The 18316-nt window shown below is 51.3% G+C and carries 17 protein-coding genes; 15 read left to right on the forward strand and 2 right to left on the reverse strand.

All coding sequences use genetic code 11. The features are described 5' to 3' along the window. Positions 1 to 471 precede the first annotated feature (471 nt). Entirely contained in the window at positions 472 to 936 is a 465-nt protein-coding gene (locus tag PLD04_14255) for a hypothetical protein (GenBank protein HXK69490.1), read from the reverse strand. A 345-nt stretch (positions 937 to 1281) separates the two neighbouring features. Here PLD04_14255 and PLD04_14260 point away from each other — a divergent pair, with 345 nt between their 5' ends. The 4 genes from PLD04_14260 to PLD04_14275 all read left to right on the forward strand — a co-directional run bounded on the left by PLD04_14260 (position 1282) and on the right by PLD04_14275 (position 6550). Beyond that, positions 1282 to 1626, forward strand: coding sequence for a cupin domain-containing protein (locus PLD04_14260; GenBank protein ID HXK69491.1), 345 nt, complete (start codon positions 1282 to 1284; stop codon positions 1624 to 1626). Between the two features lie 288 nt (positions 1627 to 1914). After that, positions 1915 to 2490 (forward strand): hypothetical protein, encoded by a 576-nt coding sequence (locus PLD04_14265; protein ID HXK69492.1) that lies wholly within the window; start codon positions 1915 to 1917, stop codon positions 2488 to 2490. A 273-nt stretch (positions 2491 to 2763) separates the two neighbouring features. Next, positions 2764 to 3708, forward strand: coding sequence for a cysteine synthase family protein (locus PLD04_14270; GenBank protein ID HXK69493.1), 945 nt, complete (start codon positions 2764 to 2766; stop codon positions 3706 to 3708). Between the two features lie 82 nt (positions 3709 to 3790). Continuing rightward, positions 3791 to 6550: a diguanylate cyclase gene (locus PLD04_14275; protein HXK69494.1), complete on the forward strand. Its 2760-nt coding sequence runs from the start codon at positions 3791 to 3793 to the stop codon at positions 6548 to 6550. A 32-nt stretch (positions 6551 to 6582) separates the two neighbouring features. On the opposite strand, the gene asnS is transcribed toward PLD04_14275, so the two are convergent. Further along, entirely contained in the window at positions 6583 to 7908 is a 1326-nt protein-coding gene (gene asnS / locus PLD04_14280; protein ID HXK69495.1) for an asparagine--tRNA ligase, read from the reverse strand. 42 nt (positions 7909 to 7950) lie between these two features. On the opposite strand from asnS, the gene PLD04_14285 reads away from it, so the two are divergent. From PLD04_14285 to PLD04_14335, 11 genes are all read left to right on the forward strand, one after another. Beyond that, positions 7951 to 8466: a hypothetical protein gene (locus tag PLD04_14285; protein ID HXK69496.1), complete on the forward strand. Its 516-nt coding sequence runs from the start codon at positions 7951 to 7953 to the stop codon at positions 8464 to 8466. Positions 8467 to 8520: 54 nt separating this feature from the next. Further along, entirely contained in the window at positions 8521 to 10038 is a 1518-nt protein-coding gene (locus PLD04_14290; protein HXK69497.1) for a sodium-dependent transporter, read from the forward strand. Next, on the forward strand, positions 10035 to 10973 hold the full coding sequence (trxB, locus tag PLD04_14295; protein ID HXK69498.1) for a thioredoxin-disulfide reductase: 939 nt from the start codon (positions 10035 to 10037) through the stop codon (positions 10971 to 10973). Before PLD04_14290 ends, trxB begins: the two co-directional genes overlap by 4 nt. A gap of 194 nt (positions 10974 to 11167) precedes the next feature. Then, positions 11168 to 11638 (forward strand): 6,7-dimethyl-8-ribityllumazine synthase, encoded by a 471-nt coding sequence (gene ribH / locus PLD04_14300; protein HXK69499.1) that lies wholly within the window; start codon positions 11168 to 11170, stop codon positions 11636 to 11638. Further along, positions 11631 to 12056, forward strand: a complete 426-nt coding sequence (gene nusB / locus PLD04_14305; protein HXK69500.1) for a transcription antitermination factor NusB — start codon at positions 11631 to 11633, stop codon at positions 12054 to 12056. Before ribH ends, nusB begins: the two co-directional genes overlap by 8 nt. Beyond that, positions 12053 to 12577 carry a transglutaminase domain-containing protein gene (locus tag PLD04_14310; protein ID HXK69501.1) on the forward strand — a complete coding sequence of 175 codons (525 nt, stop codon included), beginning with the start codon at positions 12053 to 12055 and terminating at the stop codon, positions 12575 to 12577. The genes nusB and PLD04_14310 overlap by 4 nt, the downstream gene beginning before the upstream one ends. Further along, positions 12538 to 14385: a DUF4388 domain-containing protein gene (locus tag PLD04_14315; protein HXK69502.1), complete on the forward strand. Its 1848-nt coding sequence runs from the start codon at positions 12538 to 12540 to the stop codon at positions 14383 to 14385. Before PLD04_14310 ends, PLD04_14315 begins: the two co-directional genes overlap by 40 nt. Beyond that, positions 14382 to 14768 (forward strand): response regulator, encoded by a 387-nt coding sequence (locus PLD04_14320; GenBank protein HXK69503.1) that lies wholly within the window; start codon positions 14382 to 14384, stop codon positions 14766 to 14768. Before PLD04_14315 ends, PLD04_14320 begins: the two co-directional genes overlap by 4 nt. Then, positions 14752 to 16752 carry a chemotaxis protein CheA gene (locus tag PLD04_14325; GenBank protein HXK69504.1) on the forward strand — a complete coding sequence of 667 codons (2001 nt, stop codon included), beginning with the start codon at positions 14752 to 14754 and terminating at the stop codon, positions 16750 to 16752. The genes PLD04_14320 and PLD04_14325 overlap by 17 nt, the downstream gene beginning before the upstream one ends. A gap of 1 nt (position 16753) precedes the next feature. Continuing rightward, entirely contained in the window at positions 16754 to 17566 is an 813-nt protein-coding gene (locus PLD04_14330) for an AAA family ATPase (protein ID HXK69505.1), read from the forward strand. After that, positions 17559 to 18281 carry a chemotaxis protein CheW gene (locus PLD04_14335; GenBank protein HXK69506.1) on the forward strand — a complete coding sequence of 241 codons (723 nt, stop codon included), beginning with the start codon at positions 17559 to 17561 and terminating at the stop codon, positions 18279 to 18281. Before PLD04_14330 ends, PLD04_14335 begins: the two co-directional genes overlap by 8 nt. Positions 18282 to 18316: the final 35 nt, after the last annotated feature.

An 18316-nucleotide genomic window follows, 5' to 3' on the forward strand; every position in this document is an offset into this window, starting at 1 on the left:
CAGCCTTTTCTCACCCACTCCGTAGGTTGGCTCCCACCCTCACAACCACCCTCGCCTCGCTCCCGGGATTACCTATCTAGGGTACACTCGCGTCGAATCCCACCCTCTCCGCCACTTTTCGTTTCCCCGAAACGAAACGTGCCACGCCGAAGCTGTCGTTTCGCGTAGGCGGGCTCCCACCCCCCATCATCATTTCACATAGAGCCAAACGAACGTGGGACACGTACTTGTTACGTGTCCCTGAAGTGAGCCAGAGTTTCTTTCAAAAGAAATAGGTATTATGTCCCCAGATTTAGGTATTGTGTCCCCAGATTTAAGGATCTTACGGCGCGAAGAGGTGTCTGAAGGTCCATGTCGTTTTGGGTGGGGGGAATGGGTACAATTCAATTGCTGGCTATGAAATTACTAGAGGTGTCCCCAGATTTTACAGATTTTAAAGATTATTGGCTAGGTTCTCATTCGCTCGCATCATTATTGTTTTTCACTGTGTGAACCATCACACTTTGTTAATAATAATTTGGGGATTTTTATCGTATTTTCTCCATCAACAAGAGTAAAACTTAAGAAATCTGAAGATTCTACAATACTTGGCAAATAATCAGCTTTTCCTGGAGGAACTGCAATAAGCGGATACTGCCTCTGAATTAATAGATTCCCTAGTTTATACATTCTACGGTAAGCAGATATATATACTCTATCCTGTCTTTTCCCTGAGTAATCTATTATATAGGGGTAAGGTTCAGTACCATATACTAGCAAGAATTCCATGCTCTTAGATCGAAAAATAGGCAATTCCTCTAGTTCCCCATCTTTACTTAGAATAGCACTACTATCTGTATATACCCAAACCTTCCACTGATAAGGTCGGAAATAGATAATTATTCCTAATATAATAAGAACTACAATACAAGATAATGCTATCTTAATCCATTTCATGGTACATATCTCCTGAATAATGGTGGATTAGAATTTTTAAGCTGTTTTGAAGTATTGGAAACATAATTCTGGGGACACAATACCAATTTCTCCTTAGTGTTCCTAGAAAATCCCTTTCCATGAATTAAGTGTATCGCCAGGGTGCAGGGGTGTCAAACTGTCTAGTGAAAAGTGGCAAAACTCCTCCCAAGATCGACTTCCCACACGCCCATTCCTCCTCGTCAACCTCAGAAGCGGGTTTCGAAGGGGTATTCGCTTCACACTTTCTTGTGTCTGGACAATTCTAAATTTTCAGCACATCGTATATGGATTGCTGAACCTTGAAAGCTCAGAAAGGAGAGCGCAATGAGCAATGAAAAGTTGGCACCAGAAACGAAAGGGATAACAGTGCAGTTACTCACAACGGTTGACCTCGGTCCCGAGATCGAAGGCATGGCAGGGCGCCAGCTTCGAATGCGCATGGTGACTTTCGAGCCTGGAGCGGTCTACGGTCCGGTTCACGATCATAAAGGCAGGCCGGGCACCGTCTACATACTGCAAGGAACAATCACCGACCATCGAGATGGAGTGGCTACGGACTATGGTCCGGGAGTGGGCTGGCCAGAGGACAGAAATACCACGCACTGGCTTGAGAACAGGGGAACGATTCCGGCGGTGGAGATCTCCGTCGATATTGTCAGGCAAAAATAATCTCAGGTTCGACCTCCATCGTGGCTAAATCGGGTACCTCTCAGTAGGTTGTGCTTGCTTTTGCGAATAGGTATGGCGCCCACCTCATTAAATTTGATTCCCAATTGCTTTATCCTCCTCGACTACCTTGTAGGTACAGTTTTTAAAACCATTCGATTCGGTGATTTTCGGTCAGTTACTCTGGTTTCGATCAACGAACCCCGCTCTGTTTTTCCTGTAACCTCGACCCCTTAAATGTCCGTGCATGGTTGGTATATCTCGTCAATAGTGTCATGCTACAATACATAAATGATTTCCTCAGATGGAATTAAAAGCAAAGGATATACTATCAAGGGCAGGCTGTCATTTATTGACACAGAGTTCGGAGAGTGTGAGCGGGAAAAAGTATTTGCTCTTTTGGATGATGATATCCGGGATATACTCTCCCGGAGAGTGATTTCATCCGACTGGTACCCGTTAAAGTATCAGGTCAACCTCTCCATGGCTATAGATAAGGCCCTGGGAAAAGGGGACCTGGAGTTATGCAGGAAAATTGGAAAGTTTACAGCTGAATCGGATTTGAATACCATTCACAAGATCATTCTCAAAATGGGAAGTCCGCAGAGATTATTAAAACTGTCAGCAGGAATGTGGAGCCGGTACTATAGTGAAGGTTCATTAGTCCTTGAATCAATCGGAAATGGTTATGCGGTAGCTCTTGTTAAGGATTTTAACCCGATTTCAAAAGCATTCTGTACAGATCTTTCGGGCTGGATGATCCGCACCCTGGAATTGACGGGAGCAACAAACGTGGATCTCAATCATACAAAGTGTGTTCTTGATGGTGATGAGGCCTGTCGTTACGAAGCTACCTGGAAATATTGATGCATTTGCTGAAGATCAGGACTTTATTGCTGACCTGATTGAACAGGCTCGGATATCCGGGCAGGTTTCGAGGGGATATTCGCTTTTTACTGACTCCGTGGGTTATGTCTCACATCCAGCCCACCACCCTCGACATCACCCCATTAGTGAGTTGCGAAAGTAGAATCGGTAACTTCTTCACACCCGCCCAGCCCCCTCAGAGCGGCCTCCGGTGCGGTGCCAAATTGACAGTAAATCATTGCGAATATTTCAGAATAGCCATAGAATACAAGGATGGGTACTCCCCCCACAGTTCTCGACGCCATTGGGAACACATCACTTGTCAAACTGCGTCATATCGTCCCGCCCGAATGCGCCGACATCTACGTCAAGCTCGAGTGGGAGAACCCTACGGGAAGCATGAAGGACCGGGCGGCCCAGGCCATGATTTCCAGAGCTGAAGAGGATGGAAGATTGAAACCCGGAGATACGATTGTCGAGTACACCGGCGGAAGTACGGGGATTTCCCTCGCGTTAATCTGTGTGGCCCGGGGATACAGGCTTTCCATCATCACCTCCGATGCCTTCAGTCCGGACAAATTGAATCAGATGAGGTCTTTTGGAGCGGAGCTCACCATGGTTCCCAGCGAGGGAGGCAAAACCACCAAAAAACTGATCCTGGACATGATCGAAGCGGCCCGGGAACGATCCCGGGGGCCCCATACGTACTGGACCAACCAGCTTCACAATGAGGACAGCATTTCCGGGTACTTTGCCCTTGGAGAAGAGATCTGGAACCAGACGCACGGAAAGGTGAACGCCTTTGTTCACAGTGTGGGAACCGCCGCTTCCTCACGTGGCGTGTCCACCATCCTGAAACGCCATGACCCTGGACTGCATATTGCCGTGGTTGAACCGGCCGAATCCGCAGTCCTGTCGGGAGGATCCCCGGGTCCTCACAAGATCGAAGGTGTCGGGATCGGGTACACACCCCCTCTCTGGGACCCGGATCTGGCTGATGAAATCGTGCCGGTCCACACAGAGGAGGCCAAAACCATGGCCCGACGTCTGGCCAAAGAGGAGGGTCTCTTCGCCGGAACATCCTCCGGGGCCAATGTCGTCGCCGCGATTCAGGTTGCCAGGAAGCTGGGCCCGAAGAAAACCGTGGTGACATTAATGGTGGATTCCGGACTGAAATATCTCAGTACGGATGTTTATCGTCCTTCGTATACGAATTAGCTTGTTTTCAAGCTCACCCTCTCAATCGTTCAGTTCAGCTGTTGTATAATGGGTCATTCATGAAAAGAATCGGCATGATTGAATGAACAGGGTACGATTATTATTTCAGTTACTGATCCTTTTCTTCGTCTGCCTCTCCATTTCCGGGTTTCGATACGCCATCAAAAATTATTCCAATGCCGACGGTCTGCCGCAGAGTCAGATTCTGGCCGTTCACCAGGATGGGCGGGGATACCTCTGGATTGGAACCTATTGCGGTGTATCTCGCTACAGCGGCCACGACTTTATTACATTAACCACGCATGATGGCATCCCCAATAATTACGTGTACGCATTCGACCATGACAGCAGGGGCAACGTCTACGTGGCCACCAATGCCGGAATCTGCAGAATCGGGCCGGATCTTGTCGTGGAGCGACTGCCGGAACCAGCGGGAAGTGCCGTCGCACGATCCCTTTTGCTTATCGATGATACGCATCTGATCTACCACGATACAAAGGGGTATCAGATCTGGGATGGCTCTTCCTCCCGGATCCTTCTCCAGGACGGCCTGGGTTTATATAACCCAGCGCCGACCAGGTATGGTGCGACTTTCTACCTGCCGACGCAGCATGGTCTGTATCGTTATCGAAGCGACATGAAGAATCCTGAAAAAGTGAGGGGATGCGATTTCAGTGCGATCTGCGTCAGCGTGACAGAGGACGGTATCCTCGTCGGGACAGCCGATGGTCTCTATCGGATGGACGGGGATTCTCCTCGAAGAATTCTTGCGTGTCGTACCGTGCGAACCATTCTTCACCTGGAGGATACACTGTGGGTCGGTACGGATGAGGGACTCTTTAAAGAAGCTGAAAAGGGGTGGGTCCATCTGGGGATGGAAGAGGGTCTGACCAATGAGATTATTCTTACTCTGGCCGCAGACAGCGAGAACACTCTGTGGATTGGTACGAATGCCGGCCTGGGAAAATTACCCAACACATTTTTACGATGTTATTTCCAGGATGATGGTCTCCCCTCCAATCGGATCTGGTGTATCTATGAAGATCAGAAATGGGGGCTCCTTGCCGGCGGGCAGGGCGGAATCTCCCACAGGGCAGGGGATCGTTTCACTCTCATGGACCTACCCGGAATTCCCGGGAAGTCAACGGTTCGCGCCATGGCGAGAACAAAAGATGGTACCTTCTGGATAGGAACCTATCAGGATGGCCTTTATCGAATTCAAAACGGACGCACGACGGCCATCCATGATGTCCACGGCGTACCTCTGCGCTTTATCTTTGGTCTGACGGTGGACCAGCATGGATTGTTATGGGGTGCCACATCCGACGGTGCCCTGAAAATTAATGCTGAATCAATCGAACTTCTGGGCGTCCAGGAGGGTCTACCTGATCCAACGGTCTGGCAGATAGTGGAGGCACCGGATGGAACCATTTTTGCCGCTACCGATCGGGGAATCGCCTTTTTCGATAAAGACAGGTTTGTCATTCCCGATTTTTTAAAAGATGTCGAACTGGCTACCGTTCGCACGGTTGCATACGACGACCAGGGACAGATGTGGATTGGAACGAATGGGGATGGAATTATCCTGTGGGATGGACGCACCATAAAAAGGCATTCCACGGTAAATGGGTTTGTCGATGATTTCATCTGGGGAATTGTCTTTGAAACCACCGGAGCCGCTTGGATCGGCACGAACCGGGGTCTGGTAAGAATGGGAGAAGGATGGTCGGTTGTATTCAACTCCCAGGATGGCCTGTCCGGTGACGAAATGACTCTGAACAGTGATTATCGAGATCGGAATGGAAACCTGTGGTTTGGAATCCTGCCGGGCCTGGTTCATGTTCAATCCCAACGCTTTTCGGCAAATCCAACCCCACCCCGCGTGACCATTTCGAAAATCCAGACCAACCGCAGGACCATTCAGGGTCCTTCCTCCATTACGATGGACCCGGGTGAGAAGGAAGCCATCTTCCACATGGATGGCCTCTCGTTTCAGGATGAGCGCGAAGTTCGATACAGCTACCGAATGGCCGATCTGGATCGCTGGTCCTCACCCACATCTTCCACGATGGTCCGATACACGAACATCCCGCCGGGGACATACCACTTTCAGGTTAAAGCGTGCAACAATTTCGGAGTCTGGACGGAAATACCGGCGGAAGTGAAGGTGATCGTCCGTCCCGCCTGGTATCAGACCGTGACCTTTCGCGGCGGCATGGCAGTCGGATTTCTGCTCCTGGTTTTCGGCTATGTACGATTTCGTCTCGCGGCGAGCCGCAGGGCGCAAAAACATCTGGAACATCTTGTGGCGGAACGAACGGAAGATCTGTATCGTGCGTCGATTACCGATCCCCTCCTCGGTATTTACAATCGAAGGTATGTAGATGACCTCGTGGAACGGCATATCAAAGAGGCCCGGCGGCACAGGGATGGAATGTGCCTGGCCCTGATCGATCTGGACCAGTTCAAGGCCGTCAACGACGAATTGGGTCATATTGTCGGCGACAAGCTTCTGGTCTCTGTTGCGGAACGGTTACGGGACATGATTCGGACAACGGATATTCTGGCCCGGTATGGTGGCGATGAGTTCATCATCGTCTTCTTCCGGACCGATGCTACCTGCATCGAAGACCGGCTTGCAAGCATTGTCCGTCTCTTTGATTCAAGCCCTTTTACGCTGGATCAGGAACGGGTGCGCATCACCGTGTCCATCGGAGCAACCTGTCACACGTTCTCCCACGAATCCAGAGTCACCTACGACGCCATGCTGAATATGGCTGACAATGCTCTCTATGAAGCAAAATCGGCAGGAAAGAATCAGTACGTTAAAGCGACCCTTTGAGGAGCCGGGCAGGATACCGGCCGCTGTCCTTTTTAGGGATTGAGACGGTTCAACATCCTCGGATAGGGTATGGTCTCCCGGATGTGAGGTAACCCACAGAGCCAGGCTACCGCCCGTTCAATGCCCATGCCGAACCCGGAGTGCACGACCGACCCGTATTTTCTGATGTCCAGGTACCACTGAAAGGGTTCCACAGGAAGCCCGTGATCCCTGATTCTCTTCAGCAGAAGATCGTGGTCGTGAATTCGCTCACTGCCTCCGATGATTTCCCCATATCCTTCGGGCGCCAGGACATCCACGCATTTGGCCTTTGAGGAATCCACCGGATCGGGCTCCATGTAGAAGGCTTTAATGGACGCGGGAAAGTGCGTTACCATCAGGGGAGAGGTTTCCTGCTCGGTCAAAAGGGTTTCATCCAGTCCGCCAAAATCGTTCCCGGGTATGAAGGGGGGTGCTCCCTGTTCCTGGGCGCGTTGAATCGCTTCCGGTGTGGTCAGGATCTTAGCCGCTTGGTCGTATGTGATGCGCTTGAAGGGTCGCGTAATCTGTTCCAGTTTTGCTACATCCCGTTCAAGAATCTTGAGCTGTTCGGCCGAACGGTCCAGAACCCGGTCAATCAGATAGGAGAGAAAAGATTCGGCGAGCTCCATAATCGCATCGAGATCGGCATAGGCAACTTCGGGTTCCACCATCCAGAATTCGGTAAGATGCCTTCGGGTCTTTGACTTCTCCGCACGGAACGTAGGTCCGAAGCAGTAGACCTTTCCGTGAGCCATGCAGGCCGGCTCAACGTAAAGCTGACCCGACTGAGTCAGGTAGGCCGGTTCACCAAAGTAGTCCACGCTGAAGAGCGTTGAGGTTCCCTCACAGGATGTGGGGGTGAGAATCGGACTGTCGATCAGCACAAAATCCCGTTCGTAAAAAAAATCCCGAATCGACTGGCATATCTCATTGCGGACTTTCAGAATGGCTACCTGCTGTTTGGACCGGAGCCAGAGATGCCGGTTGTCGGAGAGGAATTCTATCCCGTGTTCCTTGGGCTGAATCGGGTATTCATCCGCAATCTGATGGACGTTCATGTCTTTCAGAGTCAATTCCACCCCACCGGGTGAGCGCTGATCCTCACGCACCAGGCCTTCGATCGTGATGGAAGATTCGTAGGTCAGGCGGCCCATCAGGTCCCAGACTTCTTCGGTAACGTCGTTCTTACCTGCCACCACCTGGACGTATCCGGATCCGTCGCGAACAACAATAAATCGAATCTTACCCGAGGAACGCAGGTGATACACCCACCCGTTAATCGAGACGATTTGCCCGATATAACGGGCTAGATCCTTAATCGAGCTGGTCTGTGTCATGCGGCCTATTGTACCATGATGAAGTGTGATAGCATTGAATTCATGGCTCTGTTTGATGCTGAAAATCTCTTCTTCTCACCCCTCGCCCCTCTGCTGGAACAGGCCCGCAGTGACGGTCTCGGATCCCTGTGCCTGATTTCAGATCGTTCCCCTCAGGCGCTGACCCGTCTCGCGTCTCTGGGCTGGTCAGCCGAGTCTGTTTCCGCACCGGCTGATCTGGATCGCTCCTTCGACATCATCCTGGTTCCAAAATACTTTCACGCGCTGGGAAAAGATGAAGCCGCCATCGGAGCCAAACGCATCTCCTCGCACATCCGTGAATCCGGCCTTCTTGCCGTTCTTTTTCCCCCCGCATGGTTTCCTTCGGTCTGGAAATCAAAGGCATCTCATCACCATATCGAGAGGAATGAGCGTCTAATCGTACGGCAGGGCAGTGAAATCTGGACCTTCACCCTCTATTCCAATCGGGAAATTGAAGCCCTCTTTGAACCGCTGCGCCCCCTTCAGCTCGTTACTCTGCAGAACGGTATGCGTCGCGCGATTTTTAAAAAGCCCTGAACTTCCTGCTCTGACCCGGTTGAAACCCTGCACAAAATACGGCATGATAAGTCCATGCCTCGTCAGGAATGGTCCAATCGATTGTCTTTTATCATGGCGGCTACGGGTTCAGCCATCGGGCTTGGAAATGTCTGGAGATTTCCGTTCGTATGCTACCAGAATGGCGGCGGTGCCTTTCTGGTCCCGTTCTTTATCGCCATGCTCACCGTTGGTGTTCCGCTCCTGATGGTGGAGTTTGCCCTCGGAAAGCTGTCCCGATCAGGAGCTCCCATGGCACTGCGCTGGATCCATCCGCGTCTTGCCTGGATTGGATGGTTCGCCGCCCTGGCAGCCTTTGTGGTGGTCTGCTATTACGCGGTCATCATGGCGTGGAGTTTCAACTATCTCTGGCACTCCCTCTCTCTGGCCTGGGGCAGCGATGCGTCGACCTTCTTCTCAAAACAGGTCCTGGATCTCAGTGAAGGCGTATCCCCTCTGGGAGGCATTCGAGTACCTGTTCTGATCGGACTGATCCTTACCTGGATTTCGATTTACCTGATCCTCCGAAAGGGTGTGGATACCGTGAGCAAAGTCGTCATGGTGACGGTTCCCCTTCCGGTCGTACTTCTCCTTGTCCTCGTTGTCCGTGGACTCACCCTCCCCGGCGCCATGGAGGGATTGACCTATTACCTGACACCGGATTTTTCCATTCTGCTTCAACCTTCCGTCTGGATTGCTGCTTATGGACAGGTCCTCTTCTCCTTTTCTCTCGGACAGGCTGTATTGATTGCCTACGCCTCGTATCTTCCAAAAGATGCGGACGTCAACGGATCCGCCGTAGCCACAGCGGCCCTGGACGCATCGTTCAGCTTTATTGCCGGATTTGCCGTCTTTTCGACACTGGGATACCTCGCTGTGGTGACTCATGCCAGCGTCGCCGACGTGGTAGCCAGCGGTCCCGGCCTTGCCTTCGTGACCTATCCTACGGCAATTTCTCTTCTTCCCTTCGGTCAGCCCGCCTTTGGTGTCGTCTTTTTCCTGATGCTTCTCACGCTCGGCATTGACTCTGCGTTTGCCCTGGTCGAGGGCACTGTAACTGCGGTACGGGACTGGTTTGGTACCCCGGGACATATGACGCTTCTTGTGACCTGCATCCTTGCATTTTTAATCGGCATCGTTTTCACGACCCGGGCCGGGTATTTCTGGCTGGATATCGTAGACCACTTTATCAACAACTTTGGGCTGGTTACGATTGCTCTGGGGGAATGTATTGCCGTTGGATGGATTCTCGGATCGAAAAAATTCCGTTCTCTTGTGAATTCCACCTCCACGATACAGGTGGGAAACCTGTTCGATCTTGCCGTGAAATTTATCGCTCCGCTCATGCTGGCGACCATGCTTGGGATTGTCTTTGTCCAACGTTTACGTTCTCCCTACGAGAACTATCCCGACTGGGCTCAGTTCGTCGGCGGATGGGGGATGGTCCTCACGGTCCTTCTGGCATCGGTTATCCTCGGGTTCACCCGCCCTCGTATGGAAAAGGAGAACAGCTCCCTTTCCATCCCTGAAACAGATAAAGGAGAAACACCATGAAGATCCACAAAATCATCATCCTGGGATCCGGCCCTGCCGGATGTACAGCCGCCATATACGCAGCTCGGGCGGAACTCTTCCCTCTGGTGATTGAAGGCATGCAGCCGGGAGGTCAGTTGACCATCACGACAGAGATCGAGAACTATCCCGGGTACACCGATGGGATTATGGGACCCCAGCTGATGCAGATCATGAAGGAGCAGGCCGAACGATTTGGGACGGAATTTATCTTCGGTGAAGTCAGTGAAGTCGATCTGTCAAAAAAGCCCTTTACGATCAAGACAGAAAATGATGAAACCTTTCAGGCTCACACTTTGATCATTGCCACAGGGGCCCGGGCGCGTCTGTTGAACATCGAGGCGGAGAAGAAGCTTATGGGGTACGGGGTTTCAGCCTGCGCGACCTGTGATGGATTCTTCTTCAAGGAAAAGGAGATCTGCATCGTCGGGGGCGGGGATACGGCCATGGAGGAGGCTTCATTCCTGACTCGTTTTGCATCCCGTGTGACCGTTATCCATCGAAGAGATGAGCTTCGGGCGTCAAAGATCATGCAGGAGCGCGCCCAGGCCAACCCCAAAATATCCTTTGAGTGGAACAGCGTCATTGAAGATATCGAGGGTTCCCCGGAAACGGGCGTTCAGGCTGCAATTCTTAAAGACACAAAGACCGGGGAGACCCGTCGATTTCCAACACAGGGAATTTTCATCGCAATCGGTCACACTCCCAACACCGCAGTTTTTAAAGGCAAACTCGATATGGATGATCAGGGATACATCCGGACTCGCGGGACATCCACGTACACTTCGGTCGATGGCGTCTTTGCGGCGGGGGATGTCGCCGATCATGTTTATCGGCAGGCAATTACAGCGGCCGGAATGGGGTGTAAAGCAGCCATCGATGCAGAACGATGGCTCGCGGAGCATCAGATCGCCTGAAGATTCATCCGGAATCGGGAGAAAGAGAGCTCCAATCGGATTCCGGCACTGACACCCGTGTTCATTCATAAGTATCATTCAGATACCCTGTTTTTTGCATATTTTTCTTGACCGAACGTAGTAAAGCGACTATACTTATTCCACGTCTCCGTATGGGAGGCGTGAGGTACGATATACGCCAAAAGGGGGTTGACATGGCGCCTGTCTTTGAAGGACACCTGAGCGCGAAAGGCCGGTCTTTCTGTATCGTTGCAAGCCGATTCAATCGAGTTTACACACAACAGCTGCTGGATGGCGCAATCGATTGCCTCCTGCGCCACGGTGCCGAGGAAGCTTCCATCGATACATTCTGGGTCCCCGGAACCTTTGAAATTCCCGTAACCGCTCGAAAACTTGCACTTAAGAAAACATATGATGCGATCATCTGCCTGGGAGCCCTGATCCGGGGAGAGACCGATCACTATGATCACCTGGCCACCCAGGTGAACCGTGGTATTGCAGAAATTTCCATGATTTCTGAAACTCCGGTTGCAAATGGAATCCTTACCTGTGACTCCATGGAACAGGCCGCAGCGCGTGCCTCGTCCAAAATGGGGAACAAGGGGTGGGATGCCGCTCAATCCGCAGTTGAGATGGCCGACCTCTTTTCCAGGATGCATGGGTAATCGACGAAAAGCCCGGGAACTTGCGATGCAGCTTCTCTTCGAGTTCGATTTTTCCGATTCTCCGATCGAAGAGGTCATGAGAAGATCGGAAATTTACTCGGACAGTCCGGAATTGATCCAAGAGTTTGCGAGATCCCTGGTCCTTGGGACCCTTTCTCACATGGAAACCATCGATGCCATGATCGTGGACCAGAACCGATCGTGGCAGATCCACAGGCTTCATGGCGTCGATCGTAACATTCTCAGAATTGCAATTTATGAGCTTATTAAAGAATCCGACGTTCCAGCTGCTGTTATTCTGGATGAAGCTGTCGAGATTGCCAAAAAATTTGGAAGCGAAGAGTCACCTAAATTTATCAATGGCGTGCTGGACGGAATTCGGAAGAAGCACTTTTCGGGAAAAGCAGTACACTCATGATTTCCCCCGTTCTCCTGCTCCTGCTCTCCACGATCCATGCAAGTTACCACGTGGAAGGTCTGGCCGAATCGCCAAAATTCTCGCAGGTAGCCGTAAATCAGAACATCGAGCTCTTTTCTTCGGAGGGCAGTTGGATTGTAAGCATCAAAGTACGGCCCCCGGTCCGCACAGCCACAACGGAGAGAGTTCAGTCCCTGCTTCGTTCCATGAAGCCCGATCCTGATGCGACCTGCGTGGAACGGTCCAGGGACCTTTGCAATCTGATTCGCGACATGGGAGTAGCCTGCCGGGAGGTTAGCGGAATTCTCTTCGAGTCCCGGATGCCGGGAGAGATGGCACGCTACTACCAGCCTGGAATGGGCGGGCTTCCCCATCGCTGGATTCAGTATTTCGATACGGAGCAGGGATGGATTGCATTTGATCCGGTGCAGCGGGATGGAAGAATTTCCTCCCGTCATATTCCCATTCCTTCTCAGGATTTATGGCCGAATGGCCGAATCAGGGAGATGTCATGGGATTGATCGGACGATTGGAAGACCTTCCGGTCTCGGACATCATTCAGATCGTATATTTGAGTCGAAGAACAGGCGTTCTGGAAATCAAAAAGCGGAATAACATCTTCCGCATTTACTTCATCAAGGGCGGTCTTGTCTTTGCGGAAAAAAACGTTCATCTCGGGATTGATGAGCTTCTGCTCTCTACAAACAAGGAAATCGATCCCGCCTTCATCCAGCAGGCCCAGGCCGTTCATGCCGCCATGCCTGAACGAAGCATGGGTGATATTCTCCTGGAAATGAACGTATGTTCGCCCGCCGATCTGGCGAAGACCATCTACGCCCAGATCCAGGAGCTGGCATACGAAATCCTTCAGGATGAGGAGGGGGAATTCTCCTTTGATTTGAGAGATCGACTGACCAGCACCGATATCGGATATTCTCCAGATAAACTTTTTAAGCAGTCGGGGATTCCTCCGGACAAGATCCTTACAAGATCCGGTGAGATTGGCATCATCAAGGAAATTCGGGACACCCTCGTCCGGGGAAAGGAGGCTTTCAAGGCAGGAGCCCAGGTGGCTCCGGTCACCATGACCGAACATCCTGAGGAAGAAGGTCCCGCAGTTGAAACCGTTCCTGCGCCCGAGCCTCCTGTAGAGATCGAAGCGGCCGTGGAAGAATTGCCTCCCCGGCAACCTGCCCATACGATCCTCGTCGAACGGGAAACTGCCCTGATCCCGACGGATATCGATATCCACTTCCGGCCCAAGGACGAAAGCCCGAAGCTCTTTGGTAAGTTTTCTCTTCTCTCCAAGGAAGGCGAGCAGGTTACCGACCTTGGATACAACCTCTGCATTCTTGAAGGTGATCCCCTGCTGCGCGTCACGTTGAAGCGTATTTTTTCCAAGGGTGGATTCAAGGTTTACCATTACAACCAGACCCAGACCTATCTATCGAAAGTCCGGGAACTTCTGGAGGCTGGCGAACCCTCGGTCTTGGTCCTCGGCATCTCCAACACTTTACAGGCCAGGGAAATCGAAAGCGCCCTCCGGGATATTCAGGGGATGCAGGATTCTCAGCCTCCTACCGTTGTCATACATCCCGGGCTCGATCCGCGTCAACACCACACTTCCTACCTGTCCGGTGCAGACCTGGTTATGGTTCGTCCCGATTTGACAACCATGTCCGTCAAGGCTTCGGAAGAGGTCCTGAACACATTCGTTGAAGATGTTCTTATCGCGGTTCAGCGATATATCCAGAGATTACCCGAATTTACGGAACGGCAAAAATTCCACGATATTGCAGCCAAGGAGCGGTTGAACCGTTCTCTTACCCTTTTGAAAAATCTGATCTTCGAGCTGGCCAATCCGGAGGACAAGACCCAGGTGGGACTTATGACTCTTCGAATGGCGGCTGAATATTTGGAACGGGCGGTGATTCTCCTGGTGAAGGATGAACACTTTGTGGGGATCGGCGGCTTTGGCCTCACGGGAGATGACGTACCCATGAACCTCAGAGTTCGCAACACCGTCATTCCTGAAAAGGAGGAAAGCATCTTCAGTCAGGTGTCTTCCACCTTGAAACCCCATCGCGGGAAGTTACGGCGCACAAAATGGAATGAATATTTTCTTAACCAGCTGGGAAAGATTTTCCCCAACGAAGTCGTCCTTATTCCCGTTGTGGCCCGAGGTAAGTTGATCGGGGTTCTTTATGGGGATAATGCGGAGTTTAAACGTCCTATTGGGAATACCGACGGTCTGGAAATTTTTCTCAGCCAGGCCGGGTATGCATTTGAGGATGTTATCCACTCCATCCGCTGGAAGGGGGTCTCATGAAACGGGTCATGGTTGTTGAAGATTCGGACAGTATGCGGGCCTATATTGTGGGAGCGCTGGAAGGAATCATGGTGGACGTTGTCGAAGCCTCCACGGGATTTGAAGCGCTGAAACAGATCCCTCACAATCCGGTCGATCTGGTTGTGACCGATATTAATATGCCCGATATTAATGGTCTGGAGCTGATTCACTTCCTGAAACAGCACCCTCACACTCGAAACATTCCCATCATTGTTATTTCCACGGAACGCAGCCAGGAAGACCAGGAACGCGCCATGGAGATGGGTGCCGTGGATTACCTTGTAAAACCGTTCAATATTGAGACATTTCGAGCTAAGGTCAACCAGCTCCTGGAAGGGACGGAGAATGACCAGAACGGATGAACGCTCAATCCGAGAGTTTCTCTCGGAAGCGGAGGAGCTGGTCGAACAGCTCACCCTGGACCTTAAGGCCTTTGAAGAATCGGGAGACCGCCCCCATCCGCAGCTGGTAAATAAGATCTTCCGCAGTATGCATAGTCTGAAGGGACTATCGGGCATGATGGGGTTTACACAGATGTCCGAAGTTGCCCACGCCCTGGAAGATCTTCTGGACCGACTCCGCATGGGGAAAGTAAAGGGCGGGAAATCCCTGGTGGATATTCTTTACGACGGTCTGACCGTTCTGAACCAGATGTCCGTACAGATTGCGGAAAAGGGTGATGAAAAGGTCAACACGCAGGAGCTTCTCAGGCATATTTCCGCGTATGTCTCACAGAAACCCGAGGAAAGTTCCCTCGACATCCTTTCGTCTCTGGACCTGGACGAACAGACCCGGAAATCACTGACCGAGTACGAAGAACACCGGCTCAAGGAAAACCTGGTCCATAACAGGGTGATTCACAGTATCGAGGTTCACTTTTCCTTCGAGATCTTTGACGTTGAATTGAAACAGCTCTCCGAGAAACTGAATGCCGCGGGAGAAGTTATCTCCACCCTGCCTTCCATTTCAGACAAGCCGGATGAAATCCGGTTCAGGCTGATTTTCGCTTCCGAGCACAATTTGCAGGAAGTTCAGGAACTTGTGGGTGAGCGATTCAAAGTCTCCAACCTTGTAAAGTCGGAAGAACAGACCCCGACAAAGGCATCGGAAACACCTGCGGAGGAATCGATCCGCAGCGTTTCCCGTACCGTCCGGGTCAACATCGATCGCCTGGACACGGTCATGAACATCGTGGGTGAGCTGATCCTGGAGAGAAATAATCTGGACACTTTTGCAAAGGTTTTATCGGACCACCATATTCCGACCTCTACTTATCAGGAACTCGAAAAGATACAGCGGTCGCTGTCCCGAAAACTATCCGATCTCCAGAAGTCGGTCATTGATATCCGGATGGTTCCCATCTCTCAGATTTTGACCAAGCTGAATCGCGTCATACGTCAGCTGGCACTCGATTTCGGCAAGGAAATCGAACTCCATGTAAAGGGTGAGGAGACTGAGCTTGACAAGGTCGTGATCGAAGAAATTACCGATCCCTTGCTGCATATCATCCGCAACTGTCTGGATCATGGTATTGAACCGCCATCCGAACGTCAGAAAAAGGGAAAACCCACCAAGGGAACGATTAATTTTGAAGCCACCCAGAAGGGAAATTCCGTTCTGATCCGAATCAGTGATGACGGCAAAGGGATCGACCTGGAGAAGATTTCCAGGATTGCCAAGAGAAAGAACCTTCTGACCGAGGAGGAAATCACGGAGGAGCGCCTTCTTAACCTGATTTTCAGTGCCGGTTTTTCTTCCGCTGAAAAAGTCAGCCAGGTGTCCGGCAGAGGGGTTGGCCTTGACGTCGTGAAACAGAACATATCTCAACTCAAAGGTAACATCAGGGTTCTAACTGAGAAGGACAAAGGGACCACTTTTGAGATTGTTCTTCCCATCACGCTGGCCATTATCCAGGCACTCATCGTCGTTGCTGGAGACCAGACCTTTGCCATTCCTCTCACAGTCGTGACCGAAGCCCTGCGTATTAACGAGTCCGATATTGAATCCATTGAGCAGAGAGAAGTTTATTATCTCAGGGATTTCACGTTACCACTCCTGCGTCTTTCCCAGATTTTCGACATCGACCAGGCTTCTACCCGGACGCAGAGCCATAACCATCTTTTCGTTGTGGTCGCACAGGTGGGGGAACAGCGCGTGGGTATCGTCGTGGATCGGCTTGTCCGCCAGCAGGAAATTGTCATAAAAAATATCGGATCGCGATTGAAGGGTATCCCGGGCATTGCAGGCGCTGCCGAGCTGGGAACGGGAAACCTGGTTCTTGTGATTGACGTCAGTTCCATCATGGAAAAGGCTCTTGAATTTCATGGAAAACTGACGGGGGCCTGATATGTATAAGTCATTCTTCGGCCTGAATGAAAAACCTTTTGGAAACACTCCGGATCCCAGCTTTCTCTATCCCGGGAAACAGTATGGTGAAGCTCTTGCCCGCCTCGCGTATGCGGTAGAGGAGAAGGAACTGGCCATCCTGACCGGCGTGATTGGATCAGGAAAGACGACTCTTTCCCGTGCTCTTATGGATGAATTCGACGAATTCACAAAGTTTCATCTCATGATTAATCCCCGCCTTTCTCCCACGCAATTTCTCAGAAATGTCGCAAGGTCCATGGGACTCGAACCCCGATATTTCAAGAATGATTTGCTTGAGCAGATCCATGAACAGCTGTATACCTATCACCAGGAAGGTATCAACTACGTTCTCGTTGTCGACGAAGCTCAGCTGATCCCGAGGAAGGCGACCTTTGATGAAATCCGGCTTCTTACAAATTTCCAGCTGGATGACACCAACCTGATCACGATACTCCTGATCGGGCAACCTGAATTGAGCCGCAGGCTCGCTCACCGTAGTTATGAGGCGTTGCGCCAACGGATCGCGATTCAATTCAATCTGAAACCTCTATCGGCCGAGGATACCCGTGAGTATATTGCCCATCGGCTATCCGTCGCCGGATGTTTGGAAAATCCTTTTTCAGACGATGCCGTTGAAATCATTCATTCCCATTCGAGGGGAATTCCCAGGCTGATTAACACACTGTGCACGAACTGCCTTCTCGCCGCCTTTGGATCCGACCAGACCGTCATTACACCGGATATTGCCAGGGAAGCTGCAGCAGAACTCCATGGAGGGACACCCGATGATTGATCTGGCCAACATTCGAAAGAGGAGCCGAAAGAAAAAGCAGGAAGAGGAGCCCGGTAAACCTGCCCTGGATGCCCCTGCTGAGGAAAAGGAGAAGAAGACAAAGGTAGCTATACCCGGAAGGAAAAGATCCGTAAAACCCAAACCTTCCCAGCCCAGAACCACCGAACCCGGGGTCGAGAAACCCGAACCGGAAACGGAACCGGAGGTCATCGAAGAAACCCATTCCCCATCGGAGGAATTTTTCTCTTCCAGTACTGCGGAAGATCTGAAGGAGTTTCAGGAAATGATCCCGGAGGAATCCTCCGACGAGATTGCGTACTGTCTGGCCTTCATGATCCGCAGGGAACATTGTGCCCTTCCCATTGAAGCCATTCTGGAAATCATTCCCGTTCTCATGATCACGCCTGTTCCCAATGCTCCCACCCACGTCATGGGTATCATCAGCCTTCGAGGTACAGTCGTTCCTGTAATCGATCTGGGCATGATTCTGGGTCACAAAGCTACAAAGGTTACCGTTGACAGCAAGATCATCGTCCTTCGAAAAGAGGAAGAATATATCGGATTCATCGTGGACCGTGTCTCCAGAACCCTTCCCATCCGCCTGGACACCCTTGAGAAACCTCCAGTGAGCGGAGAAAAAGCAGGTCTCCTCCGAGGTCTCTATAAGCATGAAAAGCACATTATAATGGTCATGGACGAGGAAAAACTGCTTTGATTTTACTTAAATGCCCCAAATGCCTCCATCACTGG

The sequence above is a fragment of the Thermoanaerobaculia bacterium genome (assembly GCA_035593605.1).
Lineage (GTDB): Bacteria > Acidobacteriota > Thermoanaerobaculia > UBA2201 > DAOSWS01 > DAOSWS01.

Excerpts from the sequence above, each read along its gene's own strand:
- PLD04_14270 (HXK69493.1), top strand. The coding sequence starts at position 2,764 with ATGGGTACTCCCCCCACAGTTCTCGACGCCATTGGGAACACATCACTT.
- PLD04_14335 (HXK69506.1), top strand. The coding sequence starts at position 17,559 with ATGATTGATCTGGCCAACATTCGAAAGAGGAGCCGAAAGAAAAAGCAG.
- PLD04_14320 (HXK69503.1), top strand. The coding sequence starts at position 14,382 with ATGAAACGGGTCATGGTTGTTGAAGATTCGGACAGTATGCGGGCCTAT.
- PLD04_14325 (HXK69504.1), top strand. The coding sequence starts at position 14,752 with ATGACCAGAACGGATGAACGCTCAATCCGAGAGTTTCTCTCGGAAGCG.
- nusB (HXK69500.1), top strand. The coding sequence starts at position 11,631 with ATGGGTAATCGACGAAAAGCCCGGGAACTTGCGATGCAGCTTCTCTTC.
- PLD04_14255 (HXK69490.1), bottom strand. The coding sequence starts at position 936 with ATGAAATGGATTAAGATAGCATTATCTTGTATTGTAGTTCTTATTATA.
- PLD04_14310 (HXK69501.1), top strand. The coding sequence starts at position 12,053 with ATGATTTCCCCCGTTCTCCTGCTCCTGCTCTCCACGATCCATGCAAGT.
- PLD04_14265 (HXK69492.1), top strand. The coding sequence starts at position 1,915 with ATGATTTCCTCAGATGGAATTAAAAGCAAAGGATATACTATCAAGGGC.
- PLD04_14315 (HXK69502.1), top strand. The coding sequence starts at position 12,538 with ATGGCCGAATGGCCGAATCAGGGAGATGTCATGGGATTGATCGGACGA.
- asnS (HXK69495.1), bottom strand. The coding sequence starts at position 7,908 with ATGACACAGACCAGCTCGATTAAGGATCTAGCCCGTTATATCGGGCAA.
- PLD04_14260 (HXK69491.1), top strand. The coding sequence starts at position 1,282 with ATGAGCAATGAAAAGTTGGCACCAGAAACGAAAGGGATAACAGTGCAG.
- ribH (HXK69499.1), top strand. The coding sequence starts at position 11,168 with ATGGCGCCTGTCTTTGAAGGACACCTGAGCGCGAAAGGCCGGTCTTTC.
- PLD04_14290 (HXK69497.1), top strand. The coding sequence starts at position 8,521 with ATGCCTCGTCAGGAATGGTCCAATCGATTGTCTTTTATCATGGCGGCT.
- PLD04_14285 (HXK69496.1), top strand. The coding sequence starts at position 7,951 with ATGGCTCTGTTTGATGCTGAAAATCTCTTCTTCTCACCCCTCGCCCCT.
- PLD04_14330 (HXK69505.1), top strand. The coding sequence starts at position 16,754 with ATGTATAAGTCATTCTTCGGCCTGAATGAAAAACCTTTTGGAAACACT.
- trxB (HXK69498.1), top strand. The coding sequence starts at position 10,035 with ATGAAGATCCACAAAATCATCATCCTGGGATCCGGCCCTGCCGGATGT.
- PLD04_14275 (HXK69494.1), top strand. The coding sequence starts at position 3,791 with ATGAACAGGGTACGATTATTATTTCAGTTACTGATCCTTTTCTTCGTC.